Source organism: Streptomyces sp. NPDC037203, assembly GCF_055605065.1.
On the sequence record NZ_JBVJUC010000002.1, the window covers coordinates 151329 to 166227 of the forward strand.

General features: G+C 74.1%; 14 protein-coding genes, 2 tRNA genes and 1 pseudogene. 11 read left to right on the forward strand and 6 right to left on the reverse strand.

Annotated elements, in window-relative coordinates:
- Positions 1-42: 42 nt before the first annotated feature.
- The 6 genes from ACZ7EC_RS05165 (at position 43) to ACZ7EC_RS05190 (ending at position 5517) form a co-directional block, all read left to right on the forward strand.
- Positions 43-1191, forward strand: coding sequence for an ROK family transcriptional regulator (locus ACZ7EC_RS05165; RefSeq protein WP_471059719.1), 1149 nt, complete (start codon positions 43-45; stop codon positions 1189-1191).
- Between the two features lie 251 nt (positions 1192-1442).
- A complete protein-coding gene (locus ACZ7EC_RS05170; protein ID WP_471058215.1) occupies positions 1443-1787 on the forward strand; it encodes a hypothetical protein in 345 nt (114 codons plus the stop codon).
- A gap of 53 nt (positions 1788-1840) precedes the next feature.
- Positions 1841-2122: a hypothetical protein gene (locus ACZ7EC_RS05175; protein ID WP_471058218.1), complete on the forward strand. Its 282-nt coding sequence runs from the start codon at positions 1841-1843 to the stop codon at positions 2120-2122.
- 645 nt (positions 2123-2767) lie between these two features.
- Positions 2768-3703 carry a hypothetical protein gene (locus ACZ7EC_RS05180; RefSeq protein WP_471058221.1) on the forward strand — a complete coding sequence of 312 codons (936 nt, stop codon included), beginning with the start codon at positions 2768-2770 and terminating at the stop codon, positions 3701-3703.
- 392 nt (positions 3704-4095) lie between these two features.
- The gene (locus ACZ7EC_RS05185; protein WP_471058224.1) at positions 4096-4875 is read left to right on the forward strand and encodes an HAD-IIA family hydrolase; all 780 of its coding nucleotides are present in this window, start codon (positions 4096-4098) and stop codon (positions 4873-4875) included.
- 129 nt (positions 4876-5004) lie between these two features.
- On the forward strand, positions 5005-5517 hold the full coding sequence (locus ACZ7EC_RS05190) for a hypothetical protein (protein ID WP_471058226.1): 513 nt from the start codon (positions 5005-5007) through the stop codon (positions 5515-5517).
- Positions 5518-5606: 89 nt separating this feature from the next.
- On the opposite strand, the pseudogene ACZ7EC_RS05195 reads toward ACZ7EC_RS05190, so the two are convergent.
- A pseudogene (locus ACZ7EC_RS05195) lies at positions 5607-6029 on the reverse strand (FCD domain-containing protein); the annotation flags it as partial.
- An 8-nt stretch (positions 6030-6037) separates the two neighbouring features.
- Positions 6038-6111 (reverse strand) — tRNA-Lys (locus ACZ7EC_RS05200).
- Between the two features lie 176 nt (positions 6112-6287).
- On the opposite strand from ACZ7EC_RS05200, the gene ACZ7EC_RS05205 reads away from it, so the two are divergent.
- From ACZ7EC_RS05205 to ACZ7EC_RS05215, 3 genes are all read left to right on the forward strand, one after another.
- Entirely contained in the window at positions 6288-7583 is a 1296-nt protein-coding gene (locus ACZ7EC_RS05205; RefSeq protein WP_471058229.1) for a peptidoglycan-binding protein, read from the forward strand.
- 74 nt (positions 7584-7657) lie between these two features.
- Positions 7658-8821 (forward strand): SPFH domain-containing protein, encoded by a 1164-nt coding sequence (locus tag ACZ7EC_RS05210; protein WP_471058232.1) that lies wholly within the window; start codon positions 7658-7660, stop codon positions 8819-8821.
- Positions 8822-8945: 124 nt separating this feature from the next.
- Complete coding sequence (locus ACZ7EC_RS05215; RefSeq protein ID WP_471058235.1) at positions 8946-9551, forward strand: lytic polysaccharide monooxygenase auxiliary activity family 9 protein; 606 nt, start codon at positions 8946-8948, stop codon at positions 9549-9551.
- Positions 9552-9594: 43 nt separating this feature from the next.
- Here ACZ7EC_RS05215 and ACZ7EC_RS05220 read toward each other — a convergent pair.
- The 4 genes from ACZ7EC_RS05220 to ACZ7EC_RS05235 all read right to left on the reverse strand — a co-directional run bounded on the left by ACZ7EC_RS05220 (position 9595) and on the right by ACZ7EC_RS05235 (position 12669).
- Positions 9595-9668 (reverse strand) — tRNA-Lys (locus ACZ7EC_RS05220).
- A gap of 108 nt (positions 9669-9776) precedes the next feature.
- Positions 9777-10621, reverse strand: a protein-coding gene (locus ACZ7EC_RS05225) for an IS5 family transposase (RefSeq protein ID WP_471058239.1) whose coding sequence is annotated in 2 segments (ribosomal slippage) — positions 9777-10291 and positions 10291-10621 — 846 coding nt in all. Because the reading frame shifts where the segments join, the coding sequence is not laid out codon by codon here.
- A 36-nt stretch (positions 10622-10657) separates the two neighbouring features.
- Positions 10658-11416, reverse strand: coding sequence for an IclR family transcriptional regulator domain-containing protein (locus ACZ7EC_RS05230; RefSeq protein WP_471058241.1), 759 nt, complete (start codon positions 11414-11416; stop codon positions 10658-10660).
- Between the two features lie 254 nt (positions 11417-11670).
- Positions 11671-12669, reverse strand: coding sequence for a D-2-hydroxyacid dehydrogenase (locus ACZ7EC_RS05235; protein ID WP_471058244.1), 999 nt, complete (start codon positions 12667-12669; stop codon positions 11671-11673).
- A gap of 245 nt (positions 12670-12914) precedes the next feature.
- Here ACZ7EC_RS05235 and ACZ7EC_RS05240 point away from each other — a divergent pair, with 245 nt between their 5' ends.
- Both ACZ7EC_RS05240 and ACZ7EC_RS05245 read left to right on the forward strand, forming a co-directional pair.
- Positions 12915-13646, forward strand: a complete 732-nt coding sequence (locus ACZ7EC_RS05240; RefSeq protein ID WP_471058247.1) for a maleate cis-trans isomerase family protein — start codon at positions 12915-12917, stop codon at positions 13644-13646.
- A 131-nt stretch (positions 13647-13777) separates the two neighbouring features.
- Complete coding sequence (locus tag ACZ7EC_RS05245; protein WP_471059721.1) at positions 13778-14887, forward strand: LLM class flavin-dependent oxidoreductase; 1110 nt, start codon at positions 13778-13780, stop codon at positions 14885-14887.
- Positions 14888-14899: the final 12 nt, after the last annotated feature.

The following is a 14899-nucleotide window of genomic DNA, read 5'->3' on the forward strand; positions in this document are numbered from 1 at the left end:
AGTGCAAGCGGCGGGGAGAATGGGTGAGTGAGCGAGGACAGGGTGGACAGCGGGGCAGGGGTGCGGCGCGAGCCGGCCGCCGGTCGGGCGGGAGCGAACCTGGAGGCGGTGCGGTCGCACAACAGCGCGCTCGTGCTCGGTCTGCTGCGCGGGGCCGGGGCGGAGGGCATCAGCCGGCTGGAACTGGCCGAGCGCACCGGTCTGACCCCGCAGGCCGTCAGCAAGATCACCGCGCGGCTGCGGGAGGCGGGCCTCGCGGCGGAGGCGGGCCGGCGGGCGTCCACGGGGGGCAAGCCGCGCACGGTGCTGCGGCTGGTGCCGGAGGCGGGGCACGCGGTGGGGGTGCAGCTGGACCGGGACGCGCTGCGGGTGGTGCTCGTACGGCTGGACGGGGCCGTGGTGGGGGAGCGGTGCGGCGGACTGGACCTCGGGGCGGGCGCGGAGGCCGTGCTCGGAGTGGTCGTCGAGGCGGTCACGGGACTGGTCCGCTCCTGCCTCGGGGCCTTTGGGGGGCCGGCCGGAGCCGGGTCGCTGCTGGGGGTGGGGGTGGCCCTGCCGGGGCCGCTCGACCATGCGCGGGGGGTGCTGCACCGGGTGACCGGGTTTCCGGGCTGGGACGGGTTTCCGCTGCGGGACGCGCTGCACGGGCGGCTGGGGGTGCCGGTGGTCGTGGACAAGGACACCAACGCGGCGGCGGTGGGGCTGGCGGCCGGCGGCGAGGGCGGGTCGTTCGCGTACCTGCACCTCGGTACGGGCCTCGGGGCGGGACTCGTGATCGGCGGGCGGGTGCACCGGGGGGCGCGGACCGGGGCCGGGGAGTTCGGGCACCAGGTCGTCCAGCTCGACGGTCCGCGCTGCGCGTGCGGGGACCGGGGGTGTCTGGAGGCGCTGTGCCTGTCCGCGGTGGCGCGGGGAGAGGTGGCGGCGGCGGCGCGGGCACTCGGGGTGGGGGCCGGGAACCTGGTGGGACTGCTGGACATCGACCGGGTGCTGCTCGGGGGGCGCACGGTGCTGGCGGACCCGGAGCCGTTCGTGCGCGGAGTATCGGCGGTACTGGAGGCGCGGGCCCGGCGGGAGGGGCTCGGTGCGGGCGCCGCGGTGGCGGTCGTACGGCAGGGGGAGCGGGTCGTGGCGGAAGGAGCGGCGGAGATGGTGCTGGGGGCGGGAGTGTTCGGGAGGGGGGAGGGGTGACGGGCAGCGCGGGCTACGGGGGTGGGGTCGGCGGTACCGGCGGGGCGCGGGGGCTGGTGGGGGCCGGGGGCCCGGTCGCTCACCGGCGCCGGCCGGGTGCCTGCCGCGGCCGCGCCCGGCTCGCTCGCGCCGGGATAAACCCATCGGCGAGGGGGCCCGCCGGGCAGTCGTCTCCGGGCGCGCCGCGCGAGCGCCGGACGCGGATGTGGGTACTCATGCGGTGGGGGTTGCTCGTGGGACGGAGGTGTCCGATGAGATCGGTGAGAACCAGAGTGGCCGTCGGGGCGATCGGGCTTTGCCTGCTCTGCGTGTCGGGCGGCGGCACGGCCGTCGCGGCGCAGGACGCGGGCACGCGGTACTGCGGAGCCGATCCCGCCTCGGGGCTCGGCGTCCTCGCGAGCAAGCCGGTGACCTGCGGCGCGGCCCTCCAGGTCGCGGCGGCCTACACGAAGGTCTGGCACGGCGCGGCGGCCGGGGCGCAGGTGCGGGCGGCCGGGGCGCGGTGGGCGTGCGGGGAGCGGCAGGGGGATCCCAACCCGTACCAGGCCTGTGTGGAGGTCCGGGACAGCGGGCGCGTGGTCATGCTGTTCTCCTGACTCCCGGTCACCATCCGTACACATGCCCAGCATCCATCACAGCGGAGGTTCCCATGAGGTCGACACGACCGTTCGCGGCCGGAGCCCTGGCGCTGCTCGCGCTCTCCGCCGCCGCGCCCGCGGCCCACGCCGCTCCCCCGACCAACTGCGACAAGGCCCTGGCCGCCGCCCAGAAGGCGGAGCGGTCCTACGACGACATGAAGGCGGACCTGCTGCGCAGCATCGCCGACGGCGGACACCCCGACGCCTCCCAGCGGCGGGCGCTGCAACAGGCCGAGAGCCTCCGTAACTCGACGGCCACCGAGGCCGAACACGTCTGCGCCGGCGCCTCCTGACCCGTCGGCCCGCCCCGGCGTCTGCGGGTCCGGCGGACGTCTGGGGGCTTTCTGATTCGGCGGGTTGCGCCGGTGTCTGTCGGTTTGGCCGACTCCCTGGCGACTCCTGACCCGGCGGCCCGTCTCCGCGCCCCTGCTGGTTCGGCCCCTTTCCCGGCGCCGCCTGCCTCCGGCGGCCCGCCTCGGTGTCTGCCGGTCTGGCGGACGTCTGTGGGCTTTGTGGTGTGGCGGGCCGCGCCGATGTCTGGCGGCCCGGCAGCGGCTGCCATGGCGTTTTCTGATTCGGCGGGTTGCCCCGGTGCGTCTGGGGGTTCGGTCGGTTTCCGGGGGCTTTCTGATCCGTGGTCTGCGCCGGTGTCTGCCGGTTTGGCCGACTTCCCGGCGCCTCCTGAACCGGCGGTCCGCCCCGGCGCGTCTGCTGGTTCGGCCCCTTTCACAGGCGCTCGGTGATGCGGCGGGCCGCCCCGGTGTCTGCCGGTCCGGCGGATTTCCCGACGCGTGCTGGTCCGGCCGGGCGCCCCGGCGTCTCATCGAGGTCGGCGCTGCCTAGTCGGGGCGGACGTCTCCGCCGATCGAGGGGCATCCGGGGCTGCCCCGGAGTGGCGGTCCGGTCCGGTGCCCCCAACCCGGCATGGTCATGTGTTCATGCGACTGCGCACGTCCCCGTCCCCCGGCCGCATCTCCCGCCACCCCCTCACCCTCGCCGCGGCCGCCGCCCTCACCCCCTTCCCGGCGTCGGCCCTCGCAGGTCCCCTCCCGACCGCCGCCCCCGCGCCCTCCTGTGCCGCGCCCGGCGAGCACGCCTTTCCCCTGGCCACCCGGATCCGCGGCGGCCCCACCGAGTACCAGCCCGGCGCCGGCGCCGTCACCTGGTCCATCGACCTCACCAACACCACCCGCCGCTCCTGCGCGGGCATCCACCCGGTCGTCGTCCTCGTCGACGACCGGCACGAACTGAAGGCCGGCCAGGCACGGCTGGACTTCGACGACGGCTCCCGCGTCCGCCCGGTGACGTTCGAGAGCACCGACGAGAAGGAGTTGGTCGGCGTGCTGGACGCACCCGGATTCAGCGGTTTCACGGTGGCCCCCGGCAAGACCGTCAGCGTGCGGGTCCGCCTCGCGCTCACCCGTGAGGCCGCCGTACCCGACCAGGTCACCGCCAACGCCGCCGCCGTGCAGCGGCGCGGCCAGGACGGGGAGTGGGTCGGCGAGTCCAACGCCTACCGGTTCGGGGTCGGCACCCCGATGTCCCCGGCTCCCGAGCCGTCCGGAGACCAGGACGGCACGCCGGTCGCACAGGACCTCACGGGCGCGGGCACGGGCATGGCTACGGCTACGGCTCCGGAGCAAACACAGGGCACCGGCGGCCCCGTCACCGGCACCCCCGCACCCGGCACCCCCGACCCCGCCTCCTCCGCCGCCCCCTCCCTCCCCTTCGCCCAGGACGCGCGGGAAGCCGGGAAGCGCGCCCGCGAACTCGCCCGCACCGGCCCCGCCCTCACCCACGGCCTGCTCGCCGCCGCCGGTGCCCTGCTCTGCGTGGCCGGCGCCGCGTTCCTGCTGGCCCGCGGGCGCCGCTGAGCTGTTCGTCCAGCCCTTCGGGCTCAGGGCGCGCGGCACGGCGAGGAACGAGTCGCGCCAACGGGTCGGTCGGATAGTGGGGATGACCGGCATGGCCGGCTACGCCCGCCGTCATCCGCGCGAGTTGTCCGGCGGGCGAGGACGTCAGGGCCACGGACGCCATCGCCATCGCCCTCACCGAGCTGACGGACGGACGGCGTCCGGTTCTTCGGGTCCGACTGGATCGAGATCGGCGAGGACCTGACCGCGTACGTCGAGGACCGGAAGCCGGAGACGGGCGGCTGACCGCCGGGACACGGATCGGCCGCGGCTGACTACGCTGGGGGCGTCGGTACGCCGTGGTTCCGGCGCCCCCGCCCCGTAGACCTCACGCATGCCAGGAGACGCACAACATGGCAGACCGCAAGCCGATCGCATCGTGGCTCACCGACATGGACGGCGTCCTGATCCACGAGGGCGTGCCGATCCCCGGTGCCGAGGACTTCCTGAAGAAGCTGCGCGACTCGGGCCGCCCTTTCCTGGTCCTCACCAACAACTCCATCTACACCGCCCGCGATCTGCACGCCCGGCTGCGCCGGATGGGCCTGGACGTGCCGGCCGGGAACATCTGGACCTCGGCGCTCGCCACCGCCCAGTTCCTGAACGACCAGCGGCCCGGCGGCAGCGCCTACGTCATCGGCGAGGCCGGCCTGACCACCGCGCTGCACGACATCGGTTACGTCCTCACCGATCACGAGCCCGACTTCGTGATCCTCGGCGAGACCCGCACCTACTCCTTCGAGGCCATGACCAAGGCCGTCCGGCTGATCAACGACGGAGCCCGGTTCATCGCCACCAACCCCGACAACGTCGGCCCCTCCACCGAGGGCGCGCTGCCCGCCACCGGCTCGGTCGCCGCCCTGATCACCGCCGCGACCGGCCGCAAGCCCTACTTCGTCGGCAAGCCCAACCCGCTGATGATGCGCGCGGGCCTGAACGCGATCGGCGCCCACTCCGAGACCTCCGCGATGATCGGCGACCGCATGGACACCGATGTGCTGGCGGGCCTGGAGGCCGGGATGCGCACCTTCCTGGTGCTCAGCGGGGTGACCCGGACGGAGGAAGTGGACGGGTACCCGTTCCGGCCCTCCCAGGTCGTGGACTCCATCGCGGACCTCGTCGACCTCATCTGACTTCCGGCCCGCGAAATCCGGCGTCCGGCCCGCGAACCCGGTCTCACCCGGATGGAGCAGCGGGGCGCCCCCTCGGGATGCGGGGGCGCCCCGGCCGGGAGAGCCTCCTTACGTGTCTGGAGGTTCACGATGGGCTCACTACCCCTCACTGTGTGCGGCGGTCTGCTGGCCGTAGCCGCACTCGGCCCGGCGGCCCAGACCGCGCACGCGGCCGACGGCGGCACCCTCGCCGCGGCGCCCGCAGCCCCCGCGCCGGGGGCCGAGGTGACCCTGCGGGTCAGCGGCTGCACCGGGAGGCAGGCGACCGCCGCCTCGCGCGCCTTCACCGCCGACGTCCGCCTCACCGGCACCCGCAACACCCTCTCGGGCCGGGCCCGCGTCGGCTCCACGGCCGGGCCGGGCGCCTACGAGGTCCGGGTCACCTGCGCCGACCGGGTGGTGGACGGCAGGATCACGGTCGTGGCCGGGGACGGCGGCCCCCGAGTCTCCGCCGCTCCCGTCGACGCCACCGCGCACTTCGCCACCGTGGCCACCAGCGGCTCCGGACCCGACACCGCGCAGGCCCTGACCGGTCTCGCGCTGGCCTCGGTCGCCGCCGTCGCCGTGGGTCTGCGCACCCGCCGCGGCCGCCGCCCCCGCTGAATCCGCAGCGTCGGCCGGAGTCGGCTCACCCGGACAGGCGTGTCCGCACGTGCCCGAAGTGCTCCCTCATGGCGCGCTCCGCCTGCGGGAAGTCCCCGGAGCGTGGCGTGGAAGGCGCGGTCGGTGTCCGCGAGAGAAGCCCCCCGAGCCGCCTGCTGTTCCATGCGGTCGACCAGTGCGTCCAGCTCGGCCAGGTCCGCCTCGGGCAGCCGCCCGGCGAGCCGGGAGACGAGGCCGGTCTCCACGGCCTCGCGCAGTTCGAGGAGCTGGAGCAGCGAGTCCTCGCCCCGGAGGTGGCCGACGACCGTCCGAAAGGCCAGGCCCTCGATCGAGGAGCTCCGTCAGCTCCGGCTCGGTGGGCAGCGGGGCTCCGGGGGCAGTCGCCGGTCCACGATCAGCTTCTTGATCCGTGCCTGAAGGTCCCGCGCCGAGGCCCCCGTTGTGCGTGGCGAAGCCGCCCGAAACAGAGATGGCGACCCGAGTCCGCGTTGTCTGCGGACAAGGATCGCCATCGTCATCGTGCGCCGCCAGGGACTCGAACCCCGGACCCGCTGATTAAGAGTCAGCTGCTCTAACCAACTGAGCTAGCGGCGCCTGCTGACAGAGAGAACTCTACCTGACCTGGGAGGGTGCTCCGGACCACCGGGAGGGGGCTGCGAAGGGGGCCGTCCATCGTTCGGACCGTCAAAGTGCGCGTTCCGTGGAGAGTTGGGAAACTGATCAACGTGCACACAAGCGGACAAAAACACCATGAATGTGAGGCAGATCGCATGACCGCTTCGGCGTTCGAGGAGTTCGAACCCGCGCGCGACTGCGACTGTCCCGGCTGTGTCCACCGGCGCCGCACCCGTCGCCGCCAGCTGCCCGGCCGTCTCGCCCAGCTCCCCGCGAGGCGCGGGATGGCCGTCGTGGCCGCCGTGTCCGCCGCCCTCGGCGCGGTGACCCCGGCGGCCGCTCTCCCCGCCGTCCTCCCCGCCGACCACCTCCCGCACCGCCAGGCCGTCCCCGGCGACGGCGAGCAGGCGACCCCCCAGGGCCGCCAGTCCCCGCTGCACGGCCGGGGCACCGTCCGCCCCGGCGCCGCCCGCACCCCGCGCACCACCCGCAGCGCCATCATCCAGCGGGCCAAGTCCTGGGTGACCGCGAAGGTGCCGTACAGCATGGGCAGCTACTGGACCGACGGCTACCGGCAGGACTGCTCGGGGTACGTCTCCATGGCCTGGGGCCTCGACAGCAACCAGTGGACCGGCAGCCTCGCCCAGTACGGCGTGAAGATCACCAAGTCCCAGCTCCAGCCCGGCGACATCCTGCTCTACCACAACACCGCCAACCCCCAGAACGGCTCCCACGTGGTGATCTTCGGCGGCTGGACGGACTCCGCCCGCACCCACTACAAGGCCTACGAGCAGACACCCCCGCACACCCGCAGCCGGACCACGCCCTACCCCTACTGGAGCAACACCGGCAAGTACGTCCCCTACCGCTACAAGGGCCTGTCCGCCGGCAGCGAGGGCGCCGAGGCGGCGGACGGCAAGACCTCCCCGGACTTTCCGGGCGCGGACGCCTTCGGGACCGGCGCGGTCAACGAGTACGTCACCCAGCTGGGCCAGATGCTGGTGGCGCGGGGCGCGGGACCGTACTACCCCGAGGGTCCGGGCCCGGTGTGGAGCGAGGCGGACCGGCGGGCCACCGAGGCGTTCCAGCGGGCCCAGGGCTGGCAGGACGCGCAGGCCGACGGGCTGCCGGGCCCGCGCACCTGGGAACTGCTCACCTCCGGCCGGGGCCGGGACATCACCCCGGAGACGCCGGAGCCCGCCTCCAACGGGGTGCCCGGCTACCCCGGCAAGGCCTATTTCCGCGCGGGGCAGAGCAACGAGTACGTCACCCGGCTCAGGGGCCGGCTGACCCGCAAGGGGTTCGGCCGGTTCCACGACGAGGGTGCCGGTCCCCGGTGGGGCGAGGCGGACCGGCAGGCCGTGGCGGCCTTCCAGCGCAGCCAGGGCTGGCGGGGCGGGGCGGCCGACGGCTCGATGGGCCCGGAGACCTGGCGCCGCCTGTTCTCCTGAGCCCGCCCCGATCGCCGTACGCATCCCATCAGTTCCCGTTCATGACGCATCTGGCGCGGAGGCTGGAGGCACCCATGAGTACGACCGTCTCGCACACACCGTCCGGTTCCGAGGGGCATCCCTGGACGGCCACGGCCACCGGCACCCGCCCGGCCCGGCTGATCCGCAACGAGTCCACCACCGAGATCCCCGTCCATCTGCTGTTCCGCGACGACCCCGGCGGCCGGGACGGGCGCGGCGACGACCGCGATCCGGTGGGGCCGCCGCCCGCGCCCGCCGTGGTGGGGCGCCGCAAGGGCACCGGTGAACTGCCGCGCGCGAGCCGCCCGGCGCCGGCGCGGCGGCACCCGCTGCCCCGGATCGACCCCGAGCTGACGGAGCGTCCGGCGCGGGTGCTGCCCGGTGCGGCCGGAGTGCTCGCCGGGGCCTGCGGGGTCACCGGCTGCCTGGCCGCCTCCTGGTGGGCCGGGGTGCTGCCGCCGCTCGCTGCCCAGGCGCTGCGCCTGCCGGAGCCCGCGGGCGCGGGGCTCGGACCGGCGCAGTGGGCGGCGTACGCCGGGGCCGGGCTGCTCGGCGCGGCAGGGTTCGGCGGGCTGGCCCGCGGGCGCACCGGACGGGCCTGGGTGGTGGGCCTGTTCGGGCGCTACCAGGGAACGGTGCGGCGCACCGGGCTGCTCTGGGTCAACCCGCTGCTGCGGCGCCGGCGGGTCGACGTACGGCTGCGGCACTGGCGCAGCGAGGCGATCCCCGCGGCCGATCCGGGCGGCACGCCGCTGCGGGTCGTGGTGCTGGTGATGTGGCGGGTACGGGACACCGCGCGGGCGGTGCTGGGCCTGGAGGACCACGAGCGGTACCTGCGCGAGTGCGTGGAGGCGGCGCTCGCACGGGTGCCGGTGGAGCCGGCGGGCGGCGCGGGCGGCGGGCCCGCGGCGGCGGGGGAGCGGCTGACCCGGTTGGTGACGGCCCAGACCGCGCCGGCCGGTCTGGAGGTGTTCTCCGTGCAGCCCCTGCGGGTGGAGTACGCCCCGGAGGTGGCGGCCGCGATGGAGCGCCGCCGGATCGCCGCACTGGACGCCCGGCAGCGGGCCAGCGTGTTCAGCTCGGTGGTGGACTCCGTGGAGGACACGGTGACCCGGCTGACGACGCGCGGCCTGGTCGAGCTGGACGACGACGAGCGCAAGGTGCTGGTGCGCGACCTCACGGTGGCGTTCTGCGCGGGGCGCGGGGAGCAGGTGTAGCCGGGAGCAGGTGCGGACGCCGATGGTATGGACATGACCAAGTGGCGCCCATAACCTGTGACTTGGTCTAGACCTTCCTCCTTGGCGCCTCCCTGAACTCCCCACGTTCTCCAGGAGCGGCAGTATGCGAACCAAGACCAGAATGTCCGCAGTCGTGCTCGGTGTGGTGACCGCCGGGGCGTTCGCGCTCTCGACCGGCGGCGCCAGCGGGCACGGCTACACCGACCTGCCCATCAGCAGGCAGAAGCTCTGCGCCAACGGCACGGTCAAGGGCTGCGGTGACATCCAGTACGAGCCGCAGAGCGTCGAGGGCCCCAAGGGCTTCCCGGCCGCCGGGCCCGCCGACGGCCAGCTCTGCAACGGCGGCGTGGACCGGTTCGCCCAGCTCAGCTCGCCGACCACGCCGTCCGGCGCCGCCTGGCCCACCACGCCGGTGACCGGCGGGCAGTCGTACACCTTCCGCTGGCAGTTCACGGCCCGGCACGCCACGACGGACTTCAAGTACTACGTCACCAAGCAGGGCTGGAACCAGAACCATCCGCTGTCCCGCTCGGACCTCAACCTCACGCCGTTCCTGACCGTGCCCTACAACGGCCAGCAGCCGCCGGCGACGCTCAGCCACAGCGGCGTCCTGCCGACGGGCCTGTCCGGCCACCATGTGATCCTCGCGGTCTGGACGATCGCCGACACGGGCAACGCGTTCTACGCCTGCTCGGACGTCACGTTCTAGGCATGCGAAAGGCCCCCCACCGAGGTGAGGGGCCTTTCCGCTGTGCGCCGCCAGGGACTCGAACCCCGGACCCGCTGATTAAGAGTCAGCTGCTCTAACCAACTGAGCTAGCGGCGCATGACTCTCGCCTTCCGCTTCCCGCGGCCGGCGACGAAGAAAATACTACCTGGTCCTCAGGGGTGCTCGTGACCACCCGGACGAGAGGCCTAGGCCGTTTCCTTCGGATCACCTCGCCGACCAGATGAAGATGGCGGCGATGTGGAGTCCGGCGAGGTAGACGGTGGCGGTCTTGTCGTAGCGAGTGGCCAGGCCGCGCCACTGCTTGAGCTTGTTGATGCACCGCTCGACGGTGTTCCGCTGCTTGTAGGCCTCGCGGTCGAAGGCCGGCGGGCGGCCACCTCGGCGCCCGAGCCGCTTGCGGTTGGCGGCCTGGTCGGCGGGCTGCGGGATCACTGACCGGATGCCGCGTCGTCGCAGATGGCGGCGGATCGCCCGCGACGAGTAGGCCTTGTCGGCCAAGACCACGTCCGGCGTGGTTCTGGCGCGGCCGATCCGCCGGGGCACTCGTAAGCGGGTCATGACCTGCTCGAATGCGGGTGCGTCACCGGCCTGGCCGGGCGTGATGACGAACGCCAGTGGCCGGCAGCGACTGTCGGAAGCGAGGTGGATCTTGGTGGTCAGTCCGCCGCGGGAGCGTCCGAGGGCATGGTCGGCCGGCTCGCCGGCCGGGGCCCCTTTTGGCGGGCCCCGGCGGCGTGCTGATGAGCCCGCACGATCGTGGAGTCGACCGCGACGACCCAGTCGAGGTCGCCTTCGGCGTCGGCCTGCGCGAGCAGGGCCGTGAAGACCTTCTCCCAGGTGCCGTCGGCCGCCCACTTCCGCAGCCGGTTGTGGGCGCCCTTCCACGACCCGAAGCGCTCGGGCAGATCCATCCACGGCGTACCCGTGCGGTACTTGAACGCAATGGCGTTGATCACCTGCCGGTGATCGCGCCACCGTCCGCCCCGCTTCGGCGTCCGGTCCGGCAGCAACGGTTCGATGCGGGCCCACTGGGCGTCAGTCAACGACACGCCAGACCAACGATCCGATGATCTGAAGGAAACGGCCTAGATCGCCAGCGAGAGCAGCACCGGTGCCGCGCTCCGGTTCAGCGTGTCCGCGGCCTGCTTCAGCCGGTGCGCGTGCTCCACCGGGAGGGACACGGCCAGGCAGCCCACCGAGGCGCCCGCGGTGATCGGAACCGCCGCGCAGACCGTGCCCACCGCGTACTCCTGGAGGTCGAGCACCGGCACCGTCGGCGGCTGGGACTCCAGGCGGGAGAGCAGCAGCTTGTCGCTGGTGATGGTGCGCGAGGTGAGGCGGGCCATCTTGTGCCGGGCGAGGTGGTCGCGGCGCGCGTTGTGGTCCAGCTGGGTCAGCAGGCTCTTGCCGACCGCCGTGGCGTGGGCCGAGTAGCGGAAGTCCACCCACTCGTTGACCGCGGGGGCGGAGGGCCCGGCGGCGTACTGGGTGACCTTGACCTCGCCGTCGACGTACCGGCTGATGTAGACCGCCGCGCCGACCGAGTCGCGCAGCCGGTCCAGCATGCGCTGGAGCTTCTCGGCGAGGGCCCGCTCGCGGTCCCGTGCCGAGGTGAGGCGGTGCAGGGTGTCGCCGGTGGTGTACGCCCCGCCGCCGATCTGCTCCACATACCCTTCCCGGCGCAGCATCCGCAGCAGCAGGGTGAGCCGCTCGGGGCCGAGGCCGGTGTGCCGGGCCACCTCGGTCTCGGTGACCCCGGCGGCGGTGCGCGCCACGGCCTCCAGCACGCGCAGCGCGTCCTGGGCGGAGTGGTACGGGGCGGTCGGCTCGTGCATCAGCGCCACGGTGGGTCCCCCCTGCGCTCGCTTACTGGGCCGTGGATGTCCGGACGGTGCGGCGCTACCACGATAACGGGGGAACGGCCGCCGGGGAGGGGGCGTTGACAAGTTCCCGGCCCGTCGTTCTCGTTCCGGCGGCTGCCTCAACTGCGGAGATGACCCGCTGGCATATGTCATTGGCATGCCCCAATGGCAGCACCGCGAGCCGGTCGAGCCGGTCGAGCCGTTCGCCGCCGGGCCGGCCCGCGCCGCTCGCCCGATCAGTGGCCGGGTACATAGCCGCGTGACTTGTCGACCACGTTCGGCAGGGGCCTGCCCGCTGCCCAGCGCTCGTACAACTCCAGGAACTGGCGCCCCAGTTCGTCCCGCCAGCCCACCGTGTCGCCGCTCATGTGCGGGGAGACGATCAGCCCCTCCAGCTCCCACAGCGGGCTGTCGGCAGGCAGCGGTTCGGTGGCGAACACGTCCAGCGCGGCGCCCGCGATCCAGCGCCGGGTCAGGGCGCGGGCGAGCGCGTCCTCGTCCACGAGGGCACCGCGCCCCACGTTGACGAAGAACGCCGAGGGCTGCATCACGCCGAAGACGTGGGCGTCGAACATGCGGTACGTCGCCCCCGTCAGCGGCGCCGCCGCGATCACCCAGTCCGCGCGGGAGACCAGCCGGTCCAGGTCGTCCGGGCCGTACACCCCCGTCCGCGGCACCCGCCCGACCAGCGCCGTCGTCACCCCGAGCGCCTTCAGCAGCCGGACGATCGCCCGCCCGACCGGCCCCGAGCCGACCACACAGGCACGCGTGCCCGCCACCCGTCTGCTCTCCCGGTGCCGCCACACCCGCTCCCGCTGCTGCTCCAGGGTGCGCGGCAGATCCTTGGCCACCGCCAGCACCAGCGCCGCCACGTACTCGGCGATCGGCTGGTCGAAGATCCCGCGCGCGTTGGTGACCACCGTGTCGGACGCCGCCAGCTCCGGGCACAGCAGGTGGTCCACGCCCGCGCTCGCCGTGTGCACCCAGCGCGGCCGGGGCCCGGCACCGGGCCATGCCTCGCGCACCGCCGTCGAGGTGAAGTCCCAGACCAGCAGCGCGTCCGCGTGCGGCAGCCGCTCGGCCAGGTGCGCCGCGTCGGTGTGCACGATCCGGGCCCGCCCGGTCAGCCGGCCGAGTCGGGGCGGCGGCTCGGCGTCCAGCACCAGCAGGGTGGGAACGCTCGCCGTGCCGGACGGCTCCCGGCGTCCGGCGGGACGGCTCCCGGCGTCCGACATGCGCGGCTCCCGCGGTCCGTGGCGGGTGCTGGCCCGGACGCCCCGGAGGTCCCTCCGACCGCCCGGACAGCACGGGTCGCCCACGCTCGCACCCCGGTCCACCGCCGTCAACACGGTCGGCCGGTCATTGTGTGGGGGGCGCCCCCGAGGCTGGGTACCCGAGCCGTGAGAGCGCACCGGGCGCCGCCGCGCGAGGCGGCGCGCGGGCGTTGCGTACCGCCCGAACGCACGCAGGAAGGCTGGACATGACCGCACTCGGAGTCCTCTATCCGGGCCACTTCGCCGAGGACGACTATCCGCGCATCGAGCAGCTCCTGGGCAGCGACATCCGGGTGGACCTGGTGCACGCCGAGGACGGCGAGGACGCGCGCCGGGTCGAGGAGCTGCGCGCGACGGGTTCCGCGGAGCGGCTCGGCGCGGGCATGGAGCGGCTGCGGCTCGCCGGTGCCGAGACCGTGGTGTGGGCATCCACCAGCGGCGGCTTCGTGCACGGCTGGCAGGGCGCGCAGGACCAGGTGCGCACGCTGGCCCGGCTGGCCGGGATGCCGGCCTCCTCGACCTCCTTCGGCTTCGTGCACGCGGCCCGTGAGCTGGGGGTACGACGGGTCGCCGTCGGCGCCACCTACCCCGAGGAGATCACCGCGCTGTTCGCGGAGTTCCTGCGGACCGGGGGCCTGGAGGTGACCGGGACGCACTCCGCGGGGATCGGCTCGGCCGCCGAGGCCGCCCGCTGGGGCGAGGAGGACGTGCTGGCGCTGGCGCGGGCCGCGGACGACGCGGGCGCGGAGGCAGTGCTGCTGCCGGACACCGCCCTGCACACGGCCGCCCACCTCGGCCTGCTGGAGAAGTCCCTGTCCAAGCCGGTCCTCACCGCGAACCAGGTCACCGTGTGGGAGGGCCTGCGGCTCGCCGACCGGCGGGTGAACGCGCCCGAGCTGGGCGCGCTGTTCACCAGGGAGCCGCTCGTCCAGGCCTGAGGGCCGCCGCCGGCGGGCGGAATAAGCGGGGAGGGCCACCTGTTACGACACTCCGGCACAGCTCACGCCGGAACCAGGAGGCCCCTACCGTGTCCGCAGACGAGGCAGCTCAGGCACGCGAGAACCACGCGGTGGCACACGAGGACCGCACGGTCGCGGACGGCATCCGGGGTACGGCGCACGGCACCGCACCCGTCCCGCTCTCCGTCCTGGACCTGGTGACGGTCGGCGCGGGCCGCACCGCCACCGACGCGCTGCGCACCAGCGTCGAGCTGTCCCGCCTCGCCGAGGCCCGCGGCTTCCACCGGTACTGGGTGGCCGAACACCACTCCATGCCGGGTGTCGCCTCCTCCTCGCCGGCCGTGATCCTCGCCCACCTCGCCGCCCACACCGAGCGCATCCGGCTCGGCTCCGGCGGCGTGATGCTGCCCAACCACGCCCCGCTGGTGATCGCCGAGCAGTTCGGCACGCTGGAGGCGCTGGCCCCGCGCCGGATCGACCTCGGCCTCGGCCGCGCCCCCGGCACCGACGGCGCCACGGCCGCCGCCCTGCGCCGCAGCGACACCCTGAACGAGGGCGCCGACGACTTCCCCGAGCAGCTCGCCGAGCTGATCCGCTTCCTGGACGACGACTTCCCCGACGGCCACCCCTACCGGCGCATCCACGCGATCCCCGGCCCGGTGCAGGGCAGCACCGAGGGCGGGGTCCAGTCCCCGCACCGCCCGCCGGTCTGGCTGCTCGGCTCCTCCGGGTTCAGCGCCCAGCTGGCCGGAATGCTCGGTCTGCCGTTCGCCTTCGCGCACCACTTCTCCGCGCAGAACACCATCCCCGCGCTCGACCTGTACCGGCAGACCTTCCGCCCCTCCCCGGTGCTCGCCGAGCCGTACGCCCTCATCGGCGTCTCCGCCCTCGCCACCGACGAGGAGCGCGAGGCCCGCCGCCAGACCCGCGCGATGGCCCTCAACATGCTCCGCCTGCGCATGGGCCGCCCCGGCCTCTTCCCCGACCCGGCTCAGGCCGAGGACCAGGAACTCGGCGCCATGGAGGAGGAGTTCATCGCCTCCTGGTCGGCCAACGTGGTGCACGGCACCGCCGACGAGGTGCGCTCCGGCCTGAACGACCTCCACAAGCGCACCGGCGCCGACGAGTTGATGATCACCACGCACGCCCACCGCGGCGAGGTGCGGGTGCGGTCGTACGAACTCATCGCGGACGCCTACGGATTGCCGACGGCCGACTAGGGCCTTTCTTCC